Raw genomic sequence first — 21379 nt, 5'->3', positions numbered from 1 at the left:
CGCCGTTGAACGATTACCCTTGATGCGGCGCGAACGGGGGGCGGGGACAAGCCCCGCCCCTACATCGTTCAGTTGGCGGCCGCCGTCTGCGCCGTGCGTTCCTTGCCGAACTCCAGAATCCGGTCGATGAACTGGTAGGGCGTGTAGCCGGCCAGCGCCGTTTGATGGAAGATGCAGGTGGCGGGCGTCATGCCAGGCAGCGAGTTCACCTCGATGATAAGCACCTCCACGGCCCCGTTGGCGCGTACCCGCACGAAGGCATCGATGCGGGCGTAACCCTGGATATGCAGGATTTCGGCCACCCGACGCAGCTCTCGCTTCACTTCCTCCGAAATGCGCTGCCGCTCCTGGGCCTCGGGCGCGTAGCGGGCCGGGGTGATGTTCTGGCCTTCGCCGGCCAGAAACTTCTCCTCCAGGCTCAGCACCTCACCCGTGGCCAGCGCCTCGGAGGCCTCGAATACCTCGATTTCCAGCTCGCCATTTGGTCCCCAGTGCGTGAGCAGGCCGCCGGTTACTTCCAGGAAATGCGCGGCTCCGTCGCGGTCAATCAGCGTCTCCACCAAAAAGGCCTCTTTGCGCGGGAATTCCTCCTTGAAGCCCAGGTTGAGCGTGGTAGCCTCGGCAGGCATCAAGTCCTCCTGGTCGCGGAAAATGAGGCGGGTAAAGGCCTCCAGCTCCGCGCGGGTCTTGATTTTCTTTACGGCCGAGGAGCAGCCGTCGTCGGCGGGCTTGGCGATGAAGGGGTAGGGGAACTGCGTTTCGAGGCCGTGGAAGAAGCTTTCGGGGTCGGCGGCCCACTCCAGGCGGGTGGCCATACGGTGCTCGGCCACCCGCAGGCCGGCTTCGCGCAGGCGCCGGTTGGTGTCGAACTTGTTGATGGTAACCTGGCTGCTGGCTACGCCCGAACCGTTGTAGGGCAGCCCGAACTGCTCCAGCTGCTGCTGCAGCGCACCGTCCTCACCGGGGCGGCCGTGCAGGGCAATGAACACCTCATCGACTATGCCGGCCAGCTCCTCGAACGTTACCCGCCGCGGCTGGGTGGCAGCCGGCCCGGCGTAAGTACTCGTAATACCCTGGGCCTCGCGGCGGATGCGCTCCAGAATCGGGTGCATTTCGTGGCCGGCCTCGTGGTGCTCGATTTTCTCGCGGATGTCATCGGCGTTGTCCTTGAGCATCACGTTGATGGGCAGCACATACAGCCGGAAATCGGCGCTGCTGCCGGTCAGGAACACCGGCACCGGCTCGTACTTGACGCTGGAGCTAAGCTTCTCGTAGATATTGCGCCCGCTCTCCACCGAAATGTGCCGCTCGGAAGAGTAGCCGCCCATAATTACAGCCACCCGGATACGGGCCTGCTCGCCCGCTGCCCGCGCCGCTACGGCCGTATCGAGCTGGGCCAGCTGGGCCGCCAGCTTCACCGGCCGCAGTCCGCCGCGCCGCCGCGCCGCCAGCGAGGTACGAATCAGGTAAGTCAGGAACTGGCTGGGGTTGAGCCCGATTTCGGCGGCCTGGTGAAAGAAGAACGAGGCCGGCAGCATGCCCGAGGTCGTGTTCGGGTCGTTGAGGAACAGGGTGCCGTCGGGCTGAATGAAGCCATCGAGGCGGGCGTACACCTGGAAGCCGAAGGTGCGAAACATGGTTTCGCAGGCGTCGCGGATGGCCTGAATGCCCGTCTCGGGCAGGTCGATGGGCGTGATTTTGCGGGCCAGACCGGGCAGGTACTTCGAGCGGTAGTCGAACATCTCGTCGCCTTTCACAATCTCGGTGGGCGGCAGCGCCAGTGGTTGGCCGTTGGCATCTTCCACCACGATGCACGAGAACTCGCGTCCCTGCACGAAGCTCTCCACCAGCACCTGCGTTTCGCCTTCCACACTCGTCAGCAGCACGCTTTCGGTTGCCGCCAGCCGCTCGTTCAGCGCATGCAGCAGCTCCTCGGGCCGATAAATAATTTTTGAGCTGTTGGCTTCGTTCAACGGCGAGCTAACAGCTAACAGCTCCAAGTTATCAGCTATAGTTACAGGTAGCCCAATACCGTCGCGGATATCGACGAGGCGCTGGAGCCAGCTGATTTTCTGCGCGTCGTTGAGGGCCTGCCACTCGGTTTGGGTAACGGTTTTGCGGAACAGGCTACGCTCGATGGCAGCCGCAAACTGGGCTACGTCGGCTTCGCGCAGAATGCTGATGCCGATGCTGCTACCCTGGCGCGGGGCCTTAAACACCAGCGGCAAACCCAACTCGCGCACCAGATAATCCAGCGTGGCCTGCGGGGCGGCGGCATCCCAGTCTTCGGCCGTAATCAGCCGGAAATCGGGCGTGGGCTGGCCCAGGGCCTTGAGTAGTTTCTTCTGGGCAACCTTGTCAATACCGAAAGCTGAGGGCAAAATGCCGGAGCCCGAATACGGGATGCCGTACCACTCCAGCAGGCCCTGAATGGCCCCATCTTCGCCGCCCGGCCCGTGCAGGGCCAGGAACGCGAAGTCGATGAGCTGGCTTAGCTCGCGGGGTTCTACGCGGCGGCCCACTTCGGCAATAATGCCGTCCTGCTCCTCCAGGCTCAGCTCGCCCAGGCTCTCGAAATACAGCTGCACCGGCACCGTGCTGGCCGGCAGCGCCGAAACGGGTGGGTAAAAGTCGCGGATGGTGCCCTTGTAAATGAACTCCCAGTTGAGCAGAATGAAGTTGCCGCTGCTGTCGACGAACACCGGAACGGCCTCAAACAGGGCCTTGTCGAGGTTGTCGTACACTGTGCGGCCACCCGCAAAACTGATTTCCCGCTCCCGCGACGGGCCGCCAAAGAAGATGCCTATTTTCATACGAGGGCAAAGGTACGGGTTTGGGAGATTGGTTGCGGGGCTTGTGCGGGCCAATGAACCGGGGTAAAGAAACGATGTAGGGGCGGGGCTTGTCCCCGCCCGCCACCCAAACAGTTTTTGCCCCTCAGTATGAACAGGTTGTAAGCGGTAGTGCATTCCCAGCGGCGGGCGGGGGCAAGCCCGGCCCCTACATCGTTTCTTTACCTCTTCCGCAACCCTTACCTTCGCCCTAAGCCAACCCTATTCCCATTCCATGAAAACCCTCGATCAGTACAACTTCACCGGCAAGCGCGCCGTGGTGCGCGTTGATTTCAACGTGCCGCTCGACAAAGCCTTCACCATCACCGACGACACCCGCATCCGGGCCGCCACGCCCACCATTAAAAAGATTCTGGCCGATGGTGGCTCCGTGGTGCTGCTTTCGCACCTGGGCCGGCCCAAAAGCGGCCCCGAAGACAAGTTTTCGCTGCGCCACATTGTAAGCCGCCTGAGCCAGGAGTACGGCCAGGAAGTGCAGTTTGCCGATGATGCGCTGAAGGCTGAAGAGCAGGCTAAAAACTTGCAGCCCGGCCAAGTGCTGCTGGTAGAAAACGTGCGTTTTTACAAGGAAGAGGAGAAGGGCGACGCTGAGTTTGCGGCCAAACTGGCCAAACTGGGCGACGTGTACGTGAACGATGCCTTCGGCACGGCGCACCGCCGCCACGCCTCCACGGCCGTTATGGCCGAGAGCTTCGCGGCCGCCGACCGCGTGGGCGGCTACCTGCTGCTGAGCGAACTGGACAACGCTAAAAAGGTGCTGGACCAGGCCGAGCGCCCCTTCACGGCTATCATGGGCGGCGCTAAAATCTCCGACAAAATCCTCATCATCGAGAAGCTGCTCGATAAGGTGGACAACCTGCTCATCGGTGGCGGTATGGCCTACACGTTTGCCAAGGCCCAGGGCGGCAGCATCGGCAGCTCGCTGCTCGAAGAAGACAAAATGCCCCTGGCCTTGGAGCTCATCGAGAAGGCCAAGGCTAAAGGCGTAAACCTGCTGCTGCCCACCGACAGCCTCATTGCCGACAAATTCGCCAACGACGCCGAAACCAAAATAGCGGCCAACGACCAGATTCCGGACGGCTGGCTCGGCCTCGACCTCGGTCCCGACTCCATTAAAGCCTTCACCGAAGTTATCCGCAAATCCAAAACCATCCTCTGGAATGGCCCGATGGGTGTGTTCGAGCTGCCCACCTTCGCCAAAGGCACCACGGCCGTAGCCCAAACCATTGCCGATGCCACCCGCGAATCGGGCGCCTTCAGCCTCATCGGCGGCGGCGACTCGGCTGCAGCCGTCAACCAGCTCGGTTTCGCCGACCAGGTAAGCTACATCAGCACCGGCGGCGGCGCGCTGCTGGAGTACATGGAAGGCAAGGAACTGCCCGGCGTAGCGGCGCTGGAGGCGTAGCTTCGGTAGAGGTTAGATAGAAGAAGTGAGAGGGGAGACTTTCGTGCTGATACCCGACCAAATTGGGCCTGCAGCACGAAAGTCTCCCCTCTCACTTTTGCTTAAATCAGATTACGGAGGGTGCTGTAGGGGCGGGGCGTGTCCCCGCCCGCCGTTGAACGGTCCGCATTGAAGTGGCGCGAATGGCGGGCGGGGACAAGCCCCGCCCCTACAGCGTGCAGACAGACTTGTTAATTCAAATAAGGCGTTTCCAGGTCCATGCCCATAAGTTTGAGGGGTTCCAGGGAGGGGCGGCCGGTGAGGCGGGTGCTGAGGATGCGCAGTTCGGGTTCGCTCAGCACGTCGAGGTTGTGGAGCCAGTGCAGGCGGTGCAGCTGCAGCTCGATGGGGCCGAGTGGATTGACCTGGGCGTACTCCTCGCGGAGGTAGGCGTGGGCGCGCAGGCGTAGCGCCTCGGTGAAGGTTTCGAGGGCGGCGCGCTGGCCGGGCCGGTCGTGCAGGCTCAGGCGGATGCGGTTGGTGGCTAGTGTGGCCGTGCGCCCGAAGTAGCGGCGCGCCAGCCACAGTCCGCCCAGCCCCAGCGCAAAGCCCAGGCCGGCGGCCCACATTTCGGGGGGCACGGGTTCTCCGGCCTTGTCGGTAACCAGCCGGCTTATACCCTGAAACGCGAACCAGACCAGCAGCCACAGCCACGAAGGCGGCAGCCGCACCGGCGCCGGCGCGGCGTATTCCAGGTCTATGGGCAGCAGTTCCTCGTACGGAATCTCCGTTTCGAGCCAGGCCGTGCCGTTGCGGCGGCGCTGGCTCACGTACAGGCCGTGCTGGCGCAGCAGCAGCAGCGAAGAGCCGCGGAAAAGATGCGTTTGGGAGAATTGTGGGATACTCATTTAAATAAAGAATCGATAAACCTGATATTCCGGGCAGCGCCAGGAATCTGGGTTGAGCCTTCCAAGCCGAATGTATGAAGGAAGTTTACTGAATGGTAATGGGCGACGGCGCGAAGCAAAGCACAAAAATAAGCAGCATCAGCCAGCCCAGCACTTTACGGCCTGCCGAAAGCGGCCGCTCGTCGGGGGCGGGCGGGTGGAAAATGCCGGTAGCGCGGGCCAGCAGCAACCCAAACAGCAGCCAGCCGGGGTTTCCCTGGAGGCCAGCAAAGCCGGAGGCCAGTGCTATTTGCCCCAGCCACACCGAGGCCCCCAGCAGCAGTGCCCGCCGGGCCGTGGGCACCGCCCGGCGCAGCACCAGCCACAGGTACAGCGCGTAGGGCAGGCCCCAGGTCAGCCAGTCGTCGGTGCTGGTATTTAGAGTGAACAGGCCGAGCCCGGCGTAGAAAATGAAAGCTATAAACAGCAGAATGGACACCCGCGCCGCCCGGCGCGGCCCCAGCAGCCCGTACACAATGTGGCCGCCATCGAGCTGACCGATGGGCAGCAGGTTGAGGGCCGTGAAAAATAGCGAGAACACGCCCGCCACCAGTACCGGGTAGTGCAGCAGCTCGTACGGGTGCGGCAGCAGCGCCGGGTCGGCCAGCAGCGCGGCCATAGCCTGAAACAGCAGCGGCTGCCCGAGCGTGACTACGCTGCCGGCCGACATGTTCTGGTAGGCGTAGCGGCCGTATTCGGCCCCGTACTGCCGCAATTCAGGATGAATCTGGAACAGGTACTCCAGCGGCGGCAGATGGGTGAGGCCGTACCAGAGCACGCCCACGGCCACCACGAAACCGGCCAGCGGCCCGGCCAAGCCCACATCGAAAAACTCACGCCGCGAATGAATCTGGTCCTTGATGCGGATAACCGCCCCAAACGTGCCGAAGCCCAGCGGCAGCGGAATAAAGTAGGGCAGCGTGGCCCCGATGCGGTTGTAGCGGGCCGTGAAGTAGTGCCCGAATTCATGCACTGTAAGCACCGCCAGAAACGGGCCCGCATACCACAGCCCCGGCTTCAGCGCCGCCCAAACTTGCGCCAATGGCTGCGCCAGCAGTTCGAACGGTAGAAAATAGTCGGATAGAAACCGGTTGTTCACCAGCGTTACGCCCGCCAGCGTGGTAGTGAGCAGGGTAACCACAAACAGCAGCAGGTGCAGGCCGTAGCGGGCTGGCCGGGGCCAGGGCGGCCGCTCGTAGCGCCGGAATACCAGCCGGGCATCGGCCTCCGCTTCGGCAGCCGTGAAAGCGGGCGGCCCGGCCGCGTCGGGAAACGGCAGGGGCAACAGGGGTTCAGACGGCGGGGTTGGCTCAGGCGGAAAAGGCACGGATGGCGGCGGGCAGGGCGTCCTGCAAGGTAAAGGGCGGAGTCAGGAAAAGCGTGTGCAGCCCCAGCCGGCGGGCCGTTGCAATGTGCTGGGGGCTGTCTTCGATAAACAACGTATCGGCGGCCTCCCAGTTCATTTCGCGTAGCGCATGCCGGAAAATTTCCTCGCCTGGCTTGCGCAAACCTACTTCCTGCGAGTAAAATACCCGGTCGAGGCAGTCGGCAATACCGTTCTGCAGGCCGTACTGCGCCTGTAGTCGTCGGTTGATTTCGGTGATGTGCAGGTGGTTGGTGTTGGAGAGCAGTGCCGTCTGGTAGCCCTGGCGGCGCAAATCGGCTATCAGCGCCAGCTGCTCGGCCGGCACGTCGAGCAGCATGGCGTGCCAGGCGGCATCGAGCTGGGCATCGGTGGCCTGCAAAGCATAATGCTCACGCAAACCGTCCCGAAATTCAGCTGCCGAAATCTGGCCGGTTTCCAGCTGGTCGAACAGCTCGGCCTGGGCTGCCTGCGTGAACTCGATGCCGCTGCCCAGGGCCCGCATAGCCTCCAGGGTGCGGTTGTAGTCGATGTTGATGATGACGCCGCCAAAATCGAACAGCAGGTGGGGAAGTTTCTGAGCCATATATCGTAAAGCGAAGCAGGGGCAACCACAGGGCCAGGCGGTAAGGCTGACTGCCATCCGCATAACATGGCCAATCGGCAGCTTTGCCTGATAAAAAATTGCAAATCCAACCGCAAAAGTCGAAGTTTGCAGGGCTGAAACCAACCGCCCCGGTAGTTGATTAGGCAACGGGCCTATAGCTCAATTGGTTAGAGCAACTGACTCATAATCAGTAGGTCACTGGTTCGATTCCAGTTGGGCCCACTTTACACCCTTATAATCATCTGATAGTCAGTTGATTATAAGGGTGTATTTATTTCGAGTAACAGCAGGTAGGATAAACGAAAGTGCCTGGTTGCTTTTACTACCTGTCTGTTTTCAAGAAAGCTACGGTTGATTTGCTTGTCAAAGGCTTTATAATTTCGCTCCAGAGCCTTCCATATGGACCAAGTTCAGGTCGATGATTTTTTAGACATCAGCTACCGGGCCGATTTGGATATGCTGGTGGCCCGCTGGCTCCGACCGGTCGACCTGCCCGAATTACAGGCTGGCTACGAACAAATACTACTTACCAGCCAAGCCAGAATCTGCCGCCGGTGGCTGATTGATGTGCGTCGCCGATACAATACCCATCAGATGGGGGCGCACTGGATGGTGAGCAACTTGCTGCCTCGTTTGGGGCCCCTACTGGGCGGCCGGACCCGGCTGGCCTACCTGCTGGCCCCCATGTATCTGCGCGATTCGGCCGCCGACTCCGCTTTTCCTCCCCAGTCCTACTTCGAAGGCAAACCGTTTATTGGTGAACGGTTTACGGAGGAAAGTGCGGCTATCGAATGGCTATACACTGAAGCTGTTTAAATAGTCAGAAGTGTGTCCTTCTAAACAGGGATAGAAGCTGTTTAGAAAGTGCCCGGAACGAATCAGAACGTCATGCCGAGCGTAGCCGAAGCATCTCTGCCGCTTAAGTGAACAATCGTGGCTAAGTCAATGAAGCGGTAGAGATGCTTCGGCTACGCTCAGTATAACGGTGCTTTGACTTCCTGAATAGTTTCATCTGCTGATACAGCAACCGTTGGGAAGGTCAGCAAGTGCATCTAACGCGTTATCGTTCTGCTTGGTCAACTCAACTACCGATCAGTTCTGCAGCGTGAATAGCGGTAGAGGCTGCAAATCGGCATATTTCCCGCCCAACTGCCGGAGTTCGTTCTGATGTAGCTGCAGGTAATTGTTAAAACGCATGGCGGCTTGGTCGTAGCGAGTTCGGAAGCCCACCAGTTCCGCATCAGCTTCCTGAATCTGCCCGGTTAGCATCAGGACCGGCGTGGCTTCCACAGTGGGCGAGGTAGGCACCGGTACGAGGCCGTATACGGCCCGCAACAGCGAATCCTGCGCCGTATCATAGGCGTCAATCAGGTCCGAATCGGCCATGCTTTGCTGAGTGTAGCGGCGGGCAGGCAGCCGGTCGTTGGCGTACTGCAGGCGGGCCAGCACAACGCGGTCGGTACCCGGAAGGCCGCTTAGCTCGCGTAGCAGTTGCTTGGTATTGCGTTGCTTGTCGTCGTCTGACAGTTGCATCTCGCTCCAGCGAGCCGCTACCGTATCGCGCAGAATATTAAGCTGGACCTTTACGGCCTGAACCGAAGCCGGGTCGATGGGAGCCGGAGTGCGGTTGCAACTGGTCATCAGCAACCCCAGCGCCAGCAGTAGCGCGACAAAACGCATCATAAGAAAAGTGGAATAAAATCGAATATGCCCCGAACGAAGATACCGGCGAAATCTTTCCCTTAACCGGAAAAAAGTGCTTCAGCATCCATCAGCGTCCGTACACACAGCTAACTACCCAGTCACTAAATCGGCTTAAACTGCTCGAATATCTGGCGGCAGTCGTGGCAGTAGTGTACGGCGCGGCAGAGCGTGGCCCCGAACGGCGTGCGCAGTTCTGTGTTGGTGGTGTGGCAGCGCGGGCACTCGGCGTATTCCAGAATGTCGAGGTCGAGGAGGCCGCCGTTGAGCTTAGGCGGCGTGGCCAGCCCGTGGCGGCGCAGGCCCTCGCGGCCCCGGTCAGTCACCATGTCCGACGTCCAAGGGTCGCGCAGACTGATTTCAGTTGTCACGCGCGGAATGCCGTGGGCTTTGAGGGTGGTTTCCACGTCGCGGCGCATGTAATCCATGGCCGGGCAGCCGGCGAAAGTGGGCGTGAGGCGCACGTACACGCCCCCGTCCTCCTCCACCCGCACCTCCCGAATCACGCCCAGGTCTACGAGCGAAATCGTCGGAATCTCGGGGTCGGTGACGGCTTGCAGCCAGTCGAGGATTTGGGCTTGAGTGAGCATCGTAGATTGGTGCTTAGTGATTCGTTGATAGTGCTTGGGATAATAATTGAGGCTGTTTTAAACTGTTTCTTTTGCAGCCAGAAGCTCCTTGAGGCGCATTGTAGCACTGCCGGAAGCTATAGCCCAGCTCAAATTCCCTATGCCTGCAATAAGTAAAACAGGAAATAAAAGGACTGCTATAAATGACCAAGAGGATTTGTAAAAACCAGAGCCTAAGCTAAAAACCAAAACGAGCAATGTGCTTAGTCCGATGGAAAGAAAACGTAAGCTCTTGTCGGCTGTGGTATTTGTGAATCGTAGCTCCACCATGCTTTGGTCGGAACCATAGTTCGTAATTGTGCCCTGGATTAAAAGCGTAGTTCGGCCAGTTGTCCGAAAACGGAAACTATTCGTGAATACTTCACCTTCAAATTCCTGGAGCGAAAAACCGCTGTACCACTTTACCGACTTCGTTTCCTTTGCTAATGCTAATTGCTGCCTCACTTCTTTGGGTGAGTATCGGCTTAGTAGTGCAACGGTTTTATCGTAACTCAATAGCATCGCGCCAGCCTACCAGTCGGCCGTGGGGTCGAGGCGGAATACTTCGGCCATTTCGTCGAGTAGGGGCTGCAGGTGCTCGGTGTGCTGGCCGTGGCGGCCGCCGGCTACGGGCGTCAACAGACGCAGGTCGGGAAGCGTGAGGGCCGTTTGGGCCAGTACTTTGCTGATGCTGGCTTCCCAACGGCGCTGTAGCTCCTTCTCGCCGATAAACAGGCCGCTGCTGATGATTTCGTTCTCGGCATCGGTAGTTTCAAAAATACCCAGCGCGTAAGGCAGCGTGAATTCTAGGGCCGCCTGCATGCGCGTAATGGCCTCCTCGGTGGCCGTGCCCAAGCGCTTTACCCACGTGTTGGCGTGCAGCACGTGGTATTTCAGTTCGCCCTTAACCTTGCGGGCTACCAAAGCCAGCGGCTCGTACGAGCTGTTGGCCAGCGCCTCGAAGCGCAGCAACTCGGCGTGATCGAACAAGAAGTGGCGAATCAGGCTGAAATCGTACTCGCCAATAGGTAGCTCCGTCAGCTGGCAGCAATGAAACTGGGGCGCGTTGCGGGTGAAAGCTACCGTGTCGGGCTCGGCCTCGCCCAGCTCGTGCAGCAGCATGTAGAGCTGCAGCGAGTGGCCCAGCTTATCCTGCGCCATGCTCGAAAAGGCAATATCTTCCTCCAAAATCGGGCCCAGGCCGTTCCATTCGGAGTTGCGGTGGCCCAGAATCAGCTGGTCGTCGGCGAGGCGGTAAAGTAGGTCGAGCTTCGGGTCCATAATATTAGTATGCTGATTATCCTTCCTGCTTGAACCGGTCGATGCGGTCCTGCACTTTGTAGGCAATGGCTTCGCGGTACTTCTTGTCGGGCGTGGTCGTCCACATGTCGCGGTCGGCCTCATCGGAGCGCAGCAGGTCGGTGCTACGGATTACCCACACGTTCACTACCGGGCGCTGGTCGCCAAAAGCGGCTTTGGCGGCTTGCAGCGCCGCTTCGGGCGACGTAGCTTGTACCTGACCTACGTGGGTGTGGGCCTTGCCGCGCTTCTTGAGGTGGAAGATGTCGTAAGCTTCCGTTACGGCGGCGTCAGTGGCGGCCAGCACATCGGCGGGCAGCAACGGCAGCCGGTCGTACACCGACTGCTGGTCGTCGCCGTACTCGGTTACCCGAATGGCTTCGGTAGGCACCACCCACATGCCAGTGCACGGAAAGCGGCGGCTGAACTGCTCCTTGCCAAACAGGAAAGCCACATCGGCTTCGGGCGCATGCACCGGCCCTACATACACGTAGGCCGTGTTTTCTTTGCGCTGGTGAAACACTTCATAGGTCGGAAACTGGTCCAAAGCCGCCTTGTCGGGCGGCGCCGGCGCCGACTCAGGCAGTTCCAGCCGGCTGATGCGCGGGTCGAGAGAGAAAAGCAAGGGGAAGGGAATTAAGAGAACTGGAGGAATAGTAAACTGTCATGCTGAGCGCAGTCGAAGCACCTCTACCGCTTCGTTGCAGTCGTTGGGGTTAGCGTGGCGGTAGAGATGCTTCGACTACGCTCAGCATGACGGGTATTCCATACTAACTAGGCCAGCGGGCGGACATACTGGGCCTTGGGCTGCTGCATGGCGCGGCGCACCCAGGCACCGTTCTCTTCGGCGGCGCGGCGTACGGCAATGCGTTCGGCGTTGCAGGGACCGTCGCCGTTGATTACGCGCTTGAAGTCTTCCCAATCGGGCTCCGAGAATTCCCACACACCGTCTTCGTTCTTGCGCAGGTTGGCGTCGGGCAGCGTCAGGCCGATTTCCAGGATTTTAGGCACGTACATATCCAGGAACTGCTGGCGGCAGGCGTCATTGGTGGCCATTTTCACCTTCCAGCGCATCAGAATTTCGGTGTGCGTGCTCATCTTATCCGACGGGCCGAAGAAGGTCATGATGGCGGGCCACCAGCGGTTGAGGGCTTCCTGCATCATCTTCCGCTGGATAGGCGTGCCGGTGGCCATATGCACTACAGCATCGTGGCCATACTTAAGGTGGAAGGCTTCCTCGGCGCAAATCCGGTCGAGGGCCCGGCAGTAAGGGCCGTAGCTGCCCTTGGCGTTGGCCATCTGGTTGACGATGGCACCGGCATCAATCAGCCACGAAATCACGTTCGAGTCGGCCCAGGTGGGGGTAGGGTAGTTGAAGACGTTGCTGTACTTGCTTTTACCGTTAATCAGGTCCGACAGCATCTGCTCGCGGGTTTTGCCCAGCGTTTCGGCCGCCGAGTACAGCAGCTGGGCATGGCCTACTTCGTCCTGCACCTTGGCCATCTGGGCCATTTTGCGGCGGAAACCGGGGGCACGGGTAATCCAGGTGCCCTCGGGCAGCGAGCCGATGATTTCGGAGTGCGCGTGCTGCTCGATCATGCGCGTGAGCTGCTTGCGGTAGAGCTGCGGCATCCAGTCGGTGGGCTCGATTTTCTCGCCCCGGGCAATGCGGGCCTCAAACTCGGCCAGCAGGATCGGGTCTTCGTTTTCGAGGCCGGTGGTAGCCTGGGTCGGAATATCGTGGGTGGAAGCGGAACCGTACATGTTGGTGGGATTTAGGTTAGTAGTGGGTGTTTGGTATTTAAAAGAACGTCATTCAGAGCGCAGCGAAGAATGACGTTCTCTCACTTCTAATTTCCCCGTACTTCCAGCCCAAACAGCAGCTGGTTGGCGAGGCGGTGGGCAATGTCGGGGGGCGTGAGCGAACCGCCGGGGCGGTACCAGCTGGGCAGCCAGTTGAGGGAAGCCAGCAGCGTGAGGGCAGCAAAGGCCGGGTCGGGAGCGTACAGCTCGCCAGCGGCCGCACCCTCAGCAATCAGCTCCCGGAAACCGGTTTCGTACCGTTCGCGCAGGGCCAGGAATTCGGTGCGGGCCGGCTCGGAGAGGTGCCGCCACTCGTGCAGAAACACGGCCGAAGCAGCAACGTCGGTGGTGAGCACCCGCACGTGGCTTTCCACGGCCCGGCGCAGACGCGGGGCGGCCGGCAACGCATCGTCGGCAGAAGCCTCGTCGAAGCCGGCGAAAAACTCGTCGGCCAGCCGGAAGCAGATGCGGTGCAGCAACTCCTCTTTGCTGCGGATGTGCGAGTAAATACTGCCGGCCTCCATACCCAGCGCGGCGGCCAGCTCCCGCATGCTCGTGGCCGCAAAGCCGCGGGTGCGGAACAGGGCCGTGGCTGTCTGGTCAATCTGGTCTTTGCGTGAAAGCTGGGCAGTTTCCATGAAGGGCGGGTGGGAAGGGAGGGAGAGCAGCGGGAATCAAATGTACTAATCCTAACGTTCGTTAGCAAAGAAAAGTTTGTCTGGCTATTCCGACTATTTTCCAAACACTCAGGGCGTTGAATGAGAGTAGTTGCCAGTTCATCGCGCACTTGGCCCTACCACGTACCTTTGCAGCCCCGCCACCCGGCGGCCCCGCGCCGCTGGCAGCAGCACACGCGCCGGAAAAACCAGCGAAAATCAACGATTTATGACCCCTCTCGATAAAGTAGGCGAGTTTGGCCTGATTGGCCGCATCCAGCAAACCGTAGAACTCACCCAGCCCAGCACTATCCTCGGCATCGGCGACGACGCGGCCATTCTGGCCCCGGCCGCTGGCCAGGAACTGGTCATCAGTACCGACTTGCTGGTGGAAGGTGTGCACTTCGACCTCACATTTTGCCCCCTCAAGCACCTGGGCTACAAGGCCGTGGCCGTCAACGTGTCGGATATTGCCGCCATGAATGCGGTGCCTACCCAAATTGTGGTGGCAGTGAGCATTCCGCCCCGCTTCACGGTGGAAGCGGTAGAGGAGCTGTTCGAAGGCGTAAAGCTGGCGTGCGAGGCCTACAACGTGGACTTGGTGGGCGGCGACACCACCGGCAGCCGCGCCGGCCTCACCATCAGCGTAACGGCCCTGGGCCAGGTGGAAGCGGGCAAAGCCGTGCGCCGCAGCGGGGCTGGCCCTAACGATTTGCTCTGCGTAACCGGCGACCTGGGCGGGGCCTACCTGGGCCTGCAAGTGCTGGAGCGCGAAAAGCAGGTCTGGCAGGCCGACCCCGAATCCCAGCCCGAACTCGATAAGTATCCCTACGTACTGCAGCGGCAACTGCGCCCCGAGGCCCGCATGGACGTCATCCACGAGCTGCGCGAGTTGGGCGTGGTGCCTACCAGCATGATTGACGTGTCCGACGGGCTGGCTTCCGAGGTGCTGCACCTGTGCCAAGCCAGCGGCACCGGGGCCCGCATCTTCACCGAAAACCTGCCCATTGCCAACCCCACCCTCGAAGTGGCCGGGGAATTCAACCTCGACCCCATTATGTGCATGCTCAACGGCGGCGAAGACTACGAACTGCTGTTCACCGTCCCGCTCGCCGACCACGCCAAGCTCAAAAACCACCCCGACATCACCATCATCGGCCACATGGTAGAAAAGAGCGAAGGCGCCAACCTCATCACCAAAGCCGGCCAGCCCGTTCCGCTGAAGGCCCAAGGGTTTAGCCACTTTTAATCACAGATGGTGCAGATAAAAGGGATGCCGCAGATTCGTTCAGCTTATCGAACGAATCTGCGGCATCCCTTTTATCTGCACCATCTGTGATTTAGTCTTCCGGGTAGGGGATGTAGACGAAGTTGGTGAACTCCTCGTCGAGCACGAACAGGCAGCAGTACTCGTTGGGCTCGCGGTAGGTTTGCTGGAAGGCCTCGATGCCTTCCTCGCTGATGATGCCCTGCTGCACGAACAGCTCCAGGTAGCTGGCGAAAACGTGCCACTCCAGGTTCAGCTCGTCGGCATTCACGAGCAGGCCGCCCAGCGGCACTTCCTGGCGGGCAAACACGAAAATGGGATACTTGGAGATGTCGCGCTTGCGGATTTGCGACGATGCTTCGCTGAGCGTATCGGAAACGGTAGCGAAATCCTTGGTGATGGTACCGAGGTATTTGCCGTTCAGTTCGGGGTCGTTGGTGTAGTCCATGTTCAATTAAGATGTTTGCAATAACCTAAATAGAAAGGAACAATATTTTTTAATGAGTCGCTGGCAGTTTCAACTGTTCGTAGCTCACCATTCTGGATAGCTACTAGGTGGCCAAATCGGATAGGCTTTTCGCTTTTATAATCGAGTATTAGTGTGTCTCCTCTTTGTGTATAATTGCCCGTGTACCAAGAACTTGAAAAGAAGATTCCAGTCCAATGTAATTCAAAGGTTTTGTTACGGCGAAACTTGATTGTTGCTTGATTTTGCGTTCCTTCATAGCAGCCTCTTAGCATCACTTGGCTTTCTAGCCTCTCAGAAGAAAATTGATAGGGACTAAAAAATAAGTAAATTAAGGTTAGGTAATATAAAATAGCAGGTATAATGTTTATTAATTTAAACCTATCTATACGTTGAAATAAATTTAATGAATATTTGATTGTATATATGACAATTGATAAAAATAAAATTACAATAGTTAGTGGAATAGTAATGAAGATGAATCCGCTTACATATTTATCAAGATGATAATAGAAGCCAGTTAAAAGTAAAAATGCAAGACATATAAAAACTGCCTTAGTAAGTCGATTAATATCTTCCTTGCTATCCACTTTTATTTAAATTAGCCTACCGCAACTCCAGCAGCACCACATTCTCCACGTGGTGGGTGTGCGGGAACATGTCCACGGGCTGCACTTTTACCACGCTGTACGCCTCGTCCAGTAGCTCCAGGTCGCGGGCCTGGGTGCCGGGGTTGCAGCTGACGTAGACGATGCGGGGGGCGCGCATTTCGAGCAGGCGGGCCACCACGTCGGGGTGCATGCCGGCGCGGGGCGGGTCGGTGATGACGACGTCGGGGCGGCCGTGCTTGTCGATAAACTCGGCGTTGAGCACGTCCTTCATGTCGCCAGCGTAGAACTCGGTATTGGTGGTGCCGTTGATTTCGGAGTTGATGTAGGCGTCCTTCACCGCTGATTCCACATACTCGACGCCCACCACGTGGCGGGCCTGCCGGGCCACGAAGTTGGCAATGGTGCCGGCCCCGGTGTAGAGGTCGTACACCAGCTCCGAGCCGGTGAGCTGGGCGAAATCACGGGTGATTTTGTAGAGGTTGTAAGCGCCTTCCGAGTTGGTCTGGTAGAACGATTTCGGCCCCACGCGGAAGCGCAGGCCTTCCATTTCCTCGTGGATGTGGGGCTCGCCCTTATAGCACACCACCTCCAGGTCGTTGAAGGTTTCGTTGCCCTTGTCGTTGAGCACGTAGTTGAGCGAGGTGATTTGCGGGAACCGCTCGGCCAGGAAATCGAGCAGCGGCACCAGCGCGTCGTGGGCGTAGTAGCACTGCAGAATCACCATCAGGTCGCCGGTGTTGGCCGTCCGGATGATGAGGTTGCGCAGGAAGCCCTCCTGGGTCACGAGGTTGTTGAAGGGCAGGTCGTGCTCCAGGGCGTAGTCGCGCACCGCCAGCCGAATCTGGTTGCTCGGGTCGGGCTGCAGCCAGCAGTGGTTCACGTCCAGAATCTTATCGAAGCGGCCGGGCGTGTGGAAGCCCAGCACGCGCCGCTCGTAGTCGTGGCCGCTGGCAATCTGCTCGTTGGTCAGCCAGCCGTTGTGGCTGAAGGTGAATTCGAGCTTGTTGCGGTAGTACGTCTGGTCGGGCGAGGGCGTAATGGGCAGGATTTCGGGCAGCGCCACCTTGCCGATGCGCTGCAGCGTGTCGGCCACCTGCTGATGTTTGAACTTGAGCTGAGTATCGTAGCCCAAGTGCTGCCATTTGCAGCCCCCGCAGGTGCCAAAATGCTCGCAGAATGGCGTCACGCGCAGCTCGGAATACTTATGAAACTTGGTGGGCACGGCCTCCAGAAAGTTCTTCTTGGCCTTGGTCACGCGCAGGTCCACCACGTCGCCGGGCGCTACCTGGGTTACGAAGATAACCAGATTCTCGCGGCGCACCAGGCACTTGCCCTCGGCCACCATGTCGGTAATTTCGACTTCGCGGAGCAGCTCCGCCGGGATGTTCTTCACTGATTTTCTCACGTGGCAAAGATAGACCACGGATGAGCACGGATTTTAACGGACTGCCCGGATTTTGTGAACGGCCCCGTCAGCGGGTCGCGGTTGGGCGCGGTTTGCGGCTGGTACCGGTTCAGGCCCGAGAGGCTTCCGGCAGCTGCCAGCAGTGAAAAATAATGTCCTGCGAATCGGGTAGGGGCGGCAGGGCCAGGCGGACGCACCAGGCAAAGCCCTGCTGCTCGAAAGCCTGCAGGGTGGTTGTGAGTCGCGTGCTTTCGGGAGTGCCAACGGGGTAGTGATACTCAATAAGATACTGCCGGAAGTGCCCCAGGTGGCCGGTTTGGGCCAATTCGGCCAGAATATCCACTTCGGCGCCTTCCACATCGAGCTTGAGCAGGTCGAAAGCAGCGGTGTCAGCCAGCACTTCGCTAAGCCGGCGGGCGGGCACCTGCACGGTGCGTATGCCGCTGGCGTGGGGGTGGAGCGAGCCGGTGAGGCTGGCCCCATCAGAGCCGTAGTAAAAGGGTAGCTCGCCGGCCGTGGCGGCCAGCGCGGCGTGGTGCAGCACCACGTCGTGCAGCTGGTTGGCGGCTACGTTGCGCGCCAGTAGTCGGAAGGCTTCGGGGTTCGGCTCGAAAGCCACAATGTGGGCTGCCGGAAATTGCCGCTTGAAATACAGCACCGCCATCCCGATGTTGGCCCCCGCGTCGAGGATGCGCGGGGCGACTGGAGCGGTAGGGGCCGCAAAAGCGTAAGGTTCAGTCAGGAATAGCTCCTTGAACAGCCGTAGCAGCAGTTCGTAGCTGCTGCCCTGCACATCAAAGCCAAACAGCCACTGCCGGTATACCCCATCGCGGGGTTGCCGGCGGAGGCTGGTTTTCAGCCCCAGCGCTACCAGCACCCGAAATACCTCCCAGGCCTCGCGCCCCCGGTAGCGGCTCCGGTAGGCCACATGTGCCCAGCGCAGGACGTAAAAAGGAAACTTAAGCAGGTTCAGCAAAAACATGGCGAGCAGTTCGGTAGGCGGTGGTCAAAAGTAAGCGAATCGCGACTCGCGCCCCGGCCTTGGCGCGGTACTGTGCTCCCGGCCGGGGCTTCCGCTTGCGAGGCGTAATTTGCGGCCGGTTTACGCTAAGTTGATTTCTGCTGAGTATGAAAGATAAAGTAGTGCTGATTACGGGCGGCACGTCGGGCATCGGCCGGGCCACGGCCCTGGAATTTGGGCGGGCAGGCGCCAAGGTGGCTTTCACCGGCCGCAACGAAGCCCGCCTGGCCGAAACCGCCGCCGAGCTGGCTGCCTTGGGCATTGCCCACCTGGCCATCCGGGCCGATGTGGGCGTGGAGGCCGATTCGGAGCGCGCCGTGGCCGAAACGGTAGCCGCGTTTGGTAAGCTCGATGTGCTGATAAACAACGCGGGCATCAGCATGCGGGCCCTGTTTCGGGATGCTGATCTGGACGTTATCCGGCAGTTGATGCAGACCAATTTCTTCGGCACCCTATACGCCACTAAGTTCGCGCTGCCCTACGTTACGGCCGCCAAGGGCTCCATTGTGGGCGTCAGCAGCATAGCCGGTTACCGGGGCCTGCCGGGCCGCACGGGCTATTCGGCCTCCAAATTTGCCATGCATGGCTTCCTGGAGGCGCTGCGTACCGAGCTGCTGCCTCAGGGCGTGCACGTGCTGCTGGCCTGCCCGGGCTTCACGGCCTCCAACATCCGCAACGTGGCCCTGGCCGCCGACGGCAAAGCCCAGGGCGAGTCGCCGCGCGACGAAGGAGCCATGATGAGCAGCGAAGAAGTGGCCCGGCACCTGCTGGACGCCGTGCAACAGCGCCGCCGCGACCTCATCCTCACCCGCCAGGGCAAACTGACAGTATGGCTCAACCGCCTGCTCCCCGGCCTGGCCGATAAGCTCGTGCTCAAGCATTTCCGCAAGGAAGAGCCGGATTTCAAGCTGTAGCCAGCTGTACCGCGAGTATTCTTTAGAAGAGCGTGAGTTAGTATGATACCTATAGAAACAGTGGTTCCTACGGTTCCATCAAAACCACGGCGGCAGCTTTCAGCCCCCTATCCGACGCTGAAGGAAAGCTGGGGTTTTGTCGGCTGGTACCTACTTGTAATGGTAGTCGTGACGGGTGGGGGCCTGTTGTTTTTAGGGCTTATTCTGCCCCATGAGCAGCGGCAGCCCAACACTGACTTGTTTTTGACAGTAACAGGCAATTTGGCGCTGCTAGGCTTTCTGCTCTGGCGTTATGGAAGGCGTTTCATGCCATTGCAGTTGTTGGGACAGGTGCCGGGGTGGTTATATGGGGCACTGCCAACGATGACGGTTGCTATGGTGTTGGTGTTATCTCTGCTTGATTTTCTGGCATTACCCAACTGGTTTCAGGTAGCTTTCGAACGTATGGCCCGGCAGCCAGCGGCCGCCTTGCTGCTAGGTGGTATCGTGATTCCGGTGCTGGAGGAAGTGTTGTTTCGGGGTGTGTTGCTCCAGGGGCTGTTGCGGAACAAGAAGCCATGGGTGGCTATCGGGCAGCAAGCGTTGCTATTCGGCCTCATTCACTTCAACCCGGCGCAGAGCGTGGGTGCCTTTCTGATTGGGCTACTGTTAGGATGGCTGTGCTACCGCACTGGCTCGCTGCTTCCGGGCATCGGCATTCACGCGCTCAATAATCTGGGTGCTTTTGGACTGTTGATTTGGCTGCCAAAAGTCGCCGATGGCCGTACCTCTCTACCGGAATTACTCGGCTCAAATTGGGCGTACGCCGGATTAGTTACGCTGGCCGCTGCCGTGTTGGCGGGTCTACTTTGGCGCGTTAGTCTGCTCGCCCTGCCCGCCGCCTGGGCCAGCACGCCCAACTCGCCTGAACCCGACCCGAAGAACTAGCGCCGCCGCAGCTTTTGCAGCAGCGCCACGGCTTCGGGGGCCGCGCCGGTGGCCAGGGCGAGGCCGCCGTACACGGCCGTAGTGACCGTGGAGCGCAGCAGCATCGTGAGTAGGGGCGAGGCCAGCGTAGGCATCAGCCAGCCGGCCATGCCGGCGGCGGCCGTGATGAGCAGGATGAGCGGAATCTGCCAGGTGAAGGGCTGCATCCGGAAGCTGCGCCACACAAACCAGGTGCGCGCCAGGTTGATGCTGACCTGCGCCGCCACCGCTGCTACGGCTGCGCCCACCATGCCCAGCCGCGGAATCAGCAGTAAGTTCAGGCCCACAATCAGCACCGAAAGCGAGACGTTGAACACCAGATCGAAGCGGTAGCGTGGCGAGGTAACCAGGATGAGGCCGTTGAGGCCCGTGATACCGTCGAAGAGGCGGCTGCCCAGCAACAGCAACACTACCAGCGTGCCCTGGGCGTATTCGGCCCGCATGAGCGAGTAGATGAATGGTAGGTTGAGGCCGATGCCCAGCGCCAGCAGGCAGCCGATGAGGGCGTTGAGGCGGGTGGTGCGGCGGTAGAAATCGGCCATGCCCACTAGGTTCTGCTCCTTCCAGTAATTGGCCAGCAGTGGAAAGGCGATTTTGTTGAGGGAGCGGGCCGGAATAGCCAGCGCCGTGCTGATGTTGAAGGCAATGGCGTAGATACCGGCCGCCGCCAGGCTCACCTGCGAGCCCACCATCAGCGTGTCGATATACATGATAATAGAGCCCGACAGCGAGCTGAGCAGGGTAAAGGCACCCATGCTGAACAGCTCGCGCACCGGCCGCACTGCCAGTACCGCCCGCCGGGGCCGCCAGTGCAGCTCGCCAATGCGCAGCAGATAACCAGTGAGCAGCAGCACCAGCAGTCCATTTACGCCAATAAACCAGAGCACGTAGCCGTGAAACGACAGCAGCCCCTGCGCAAACAGCAGCGCCCCGCCCAGAATGAGCAGCCGCAGCAAAATGTCCTGCAGAAACGAGGAAAAGGCCGTGTGGTAAAGGGCCTTCAAATACGCATCGAGCAGCGAATACAGCAGCGTGAAGAGCGCAAAAACGATTCCCCAGGCGTAGTAAGGGCCCAGCGCCGCGACTTCTGTTTCATAAAAACCCAGCAGCACCGGCTTGCCCAGCCAAAACAGGGCCGCCATGACCACGAAGCTCAGCAGCGGTACGCCCAGCAGGAAAGGCAGGAAGCCGTAGTGGCCGTTTTCGCGGTTGCGGAAGTAGGGGAAAAACCGGATGCCCACGCTGGCAAACCCAAACGCGGCCACTTGGGCCAGTAGCGTTGCCACCGAGGCCAAGGTGGTGGTAACGCCCAACTGGCCGGGCTCGAAAAACCGCGGCAGCACCAGCGTGGTGCTCACGAAGCCCAACGCCAGCCCCAAGTAGGAAATTACGGTGTTGCGCAGCCCCTGCCGCTGAACGATACCCAAGCTGTAATGAGTGAATGCGTGAATAAGTAGGTTGGGGCGGAAACCACTTGGCATCCTGAGCAGCGCGAAGGACCTGGTAAGA

Annotated in this window: 21 protein-coding genes and 1 tRNA gene; 6 read left to right on the top strand and 16 right to left on the bottom strand. The window is 59.8% G+C overall.

Annotated elements, in window-relative coordinates; genetic code table 11:
- Nucleotides 1–68: 68 nt before the first annotated feature.
- Nucleotides 69–2813 carry a D-alanine--D-alanine ligase family protein gene (locus HW554_RS08245; RefSeq protein WP_176908097.1) on the bottom strand — a complete coding sequence of 915 codons (2745 nt, stop codon included), beginning with the start codon at nucleotides 2811–2813 and terminating at the stop codon, nucleotides 69–71.
- 253 nt (nucleotides 2814–3066) lie between these two features.
- Between HW554_RS08245 and HW554_RS08240 the strand changes: the two genes are divergently transcribed.
- Nucleotides 3067–4257 (top strand): phosphoglycerate kinase, encoded by a 1191-nt coding sequence (locus HW554_RS08240; RefSeq protein ID WP_176908096.1) that lies wholly within the window; start codon nucleotides 3067–3069, stop codon nucleotides 4255–4257.
- 230 nt (nucleotides 4258–4487) lie between these two features.
- Here HW554_RS08240 and HW554_RS08235 read toward each other — a convergent pair whose 3' ends face one another.
- From HW554_RS08235 to HW554_RS08225, 3 genes are all read right to left on the bottom strand, one after another.
- Entirely contained in the window at nucleotides 4488–5144 is a 657-nt protein-coding gene (locus tag HW554_RS08235; RefSeq protein ID WP_176908095.1) for a hypothetical protein, read from the bottom strand.
- A gap of 85 nt (nucleotides 5145–5229) precedes the next feature.
- A complete protein-coding gene (locus tag HW554_RS08230) occupies nucleotides 5230–6510 on the bottom strand; it encodes a site-2 protease family protein (RefSeq protein WP_317170854.1) in 1281 nt (426 codons plus the stop codon).
- Nucleotides 6494–7132, bottom strand: a complete 639-nt coding sequence (locus HW554_RS08225; RefSeq protein ID WP_176908094.1) for an HAD family hydrolase — start codon at nucleotides 7130–7132, stop codon at nucleotides 6494–6496. Before HW554_RS08225 ends, HW554_RS08230 begins: the two co-directional genes overlap by 17 nt.
- 169 nt (nucleotides 7133–7301) lie before the next feature.
- Here HW554_RS08225 and HW554_RS08220 point away from each other — a divergent pair.
- Together HW554_RS08220 and HW554_RS08215 are read left to right on the top strand one after the other, a co-directional pair.
- A tRNA-Ile gene (locus HW554_RS08220) sits at nucleotides 7302–7375 on the top strand.
- Nucleotides 7376–7552: 177 nt separating this feature from the next.
- Entirely contained in the window at nucleotides 7553–7969 is a 417-nt protein-coding gene (locus HW554_RS08215) for a hypothetical protein (RefSeq protein ID WP_176908093.1), read from the top strand.
- Between the two features lie 276 nt (nucleotides 7970–8245).
- Here the strand turns inward: HW554_RS08215 and HW554_RS08210 are convergent, their stop codons facing one another.
- The 7 genes from HW554_RS08210 to HW554_RS08180 form a co-directional block, all read right to left on the bottom strand.
- The gene (locus HW554_RS08210; RefSeq protein ID WP_176908092.1) at nucleotides 8246–8836 is read right to left on the bottom strand and encodes a hypothetical protein; all 591 of its coding nucleotides are present in this window, start codon (nucleotides 8834–8836) and stop codon (nucleotides 8246–8248) included.
- Between the two features lie 122 nt (nucleotides 8837–8958).
- The gene (gene paaD, locus HW554_RS08205; RefSeq protein WP_176908091.1) at nucleotides 8959–9444 is read right to left on the bottom strand and encodes a 1,2-phenylacetyl-CoA epoxidase subunit PaaD; all 486 of its coding nucleotides are present in this window, start codon (nucleotides 9442–9444) and stop codon (nucleotides 8959–8961) included.
- 57 nt (nucleotides 9445–9501) lie between these two features.
- Nucleotides 9502–9978, bottom strand: a complete 477-nt coding sequence (locus HW554_RS08200) for a hypothetical protein (RefSeq protein ID WP_176908090.1) — start codon at nucleotides 9976–9978, stop codon at nucleotides 9502–9504.
- Nucleotides 9979–9993: 15 nt separating this feature from the next.
- Nucleotides 9994–10743: a 1,2-phenylacetyl-CoA epoxidase subunit PaaC gene (gene paaC / locus HW554_RS08195; protein ID WP_218134640.1), complete on the bottom strand. Its 750-nt coding sequence runs from the start codon at nucleotides 10741–10743 to the stop codon at nucleotides 9994–9996.
- Nucleotides 10744–10759: 16 nt separating this feature from the next.
- Nucleotides 10760–11386, bottom strand: a complete 627-nt coding sequence (locus HW554_RS08190; protein ID WP_176908089.1) for a phenylacetic acid degradation b — start codon at nucleotides 11384–11386, stop codon at nucleotides 10760–10762.
- A 149-nt stretch (nucleotides 11387–11535) separates the two neighbouring features.
- Nucleotides 11536–12525, bottom strand: coding sequence for a 1,2-phenylacetyl-CoA epoxidase subunit PaaA (paaA, locus tag HW554_RS08185; protein WP_176908088.1), 990 nt, complete (start codon nucleotides 12523–12525; stop codon nucleotides 11536–11538).
- Between the two features lie 86 nt (nucleotides 12526–12611).
- Complete coding sequence (locus HW554_RS08180) at nucleotides 12612–13202, bottom strand: TetR/AcrR family transcriptional regulator (RefSeq protein ID WP_176908087.1); 591 nt, start codon at nucleotides 13200–13202, stop codon at nucleotides 12612–12614.
- A gap of 247 nt (nucleotides 13203–13449) precedes the next feature.
- Here HW554_RS08180 and thiL point away from each other — a divergent pair, with 247 nt between their 5' ends.
- Nucleotides 13450–14469 carry a thiamine-phosphate kinase gene (thiL, locus tag HW554_RS08175; protein ID WP_176908086.1) on the top strand — a complete coding sequence of 340 codons (1020 nt, stop codon included), beginning with the start codon at nucleotides 13450–13452 and terminating at the stop codon, nucleotides 14467–14469.
- A gap of 91 nt (nucleotides 14470–14560) precedes the next feature.
- Here thiL and HW554_RS08170 read toward each other — a convergent pair whose 3' ends face one another.
- From HW554_RS08170 to HW554_RS08155, 4 genes are all read right to left on the bottom strand, one after another.
- Entirely contained in the window at nucleotides 14561–14935 is a 375-nt protein-coding gene (locus tag HW554_RS08170; RefSeq protein WP_088463068.1) for a hypothetical protein, read from the bottom strand.
- A 2-nt stretch (nucleotides 14936–14937) separates the two neighbouring features.
- A complete protein-coding gene (locus HW554_RS08165; RefSeq protein WP_176908085.1) occupies nucleotides 14938–15543 on the bottom strand; it encodes a hypothetical protein in 606 nt (201 codons plus the stop codon).
- A 16-nt stretch (nucleotides 15544–15559) separates the two neighbouring features.
- Entirely contained in the window at nucleotides 15560–16969 is a 1410-nt protein-coding gene (rlmD, locus tag HW554_RS08160; RefSeq protein WP_176908084.1) for a 23S rRNA (uracil(1939)-C(5))-methyltransferase RlmD, read from the bottom strand.
- A 109-nt stretch (nucleotides 16970–17078) separates the two neighbouring features.
- The gene (locus tag HW554_RS08155) at nucleotides 17079–17951 is read right to left on the bottom strand and encodes an FkbM family methyltransferase (protein ID WP_176908083.1); all 873 of its coding nucleotides are present in this window, start codon (nucleotides 17949–17951) and stop codon (nucleotides 17079–17081) included.
- 146 nt (nucleotides 17952–18097) lie between these two features.
- On the opposite strand from HW554_RS08155, the gene HW554_RS08150 reads away from it, so the two are divergent.
- Both HW554_RS08150 and HW554_RS08145 read left to right on the top strand, forming a co-directional pair.
- Nucleotides 18098–18904, top strand: a complete 807-nt coding sequence (locus HW554_RS08150; protein WP_176908082.1) for an SDR family oxidoreductase — start codon at nucleotides 18098–18100, stop codon at nucleotides 18902–18904.
- 444 nt (nucleotides 18905–19348) lie between these two features.
- Entirely contained in the window at nucleotides 19349–19831 is a 483-nt protein-coding gene (locus tag HW554_RS08145; protein ID WP_176908081.1) for a CPBP family intramembrane glutamic endopeptidase, read from the top strand.
- On the opposite strand, the gene HW554_RS08140 is transcribed toward HW554_RS08145, so the two are convergent.
- Nucleotides 19828–21297: a lipopolysaccharide biosynthesis protein gene (locus tag HW554_RS08140; RefSeq protein WP_176908080.1), complete on the bottom strand. Its 1470-nt coding sequence runs from the start codon at nucleotides 21295–21297 to the stop codon at nucleotides 19828–19830. The two genes, HW554_RS08145 and HW554_RS08140, sit on opposite strands and share 4 nt — an antisense overlap.
- Nucleotides 21298–21379: the final 82 nt, after the last annotated feature.

Source organism: Hymenobacter lapidiphilus (genome assembly GCF_013377885.1).
Taxonomy (GTDB): Bacteria; Bacteroidota; Bacteroidia; order Cytophagales; family Hymenobacteraceae; genus Hymenobacter; species Hymenobacter lapidiphilus.
The sequence above is the reverse complement of the archived record's forward strand: the minus strand, read 5'-3'. Positions and strand labels throughout refer to the sequence as shown.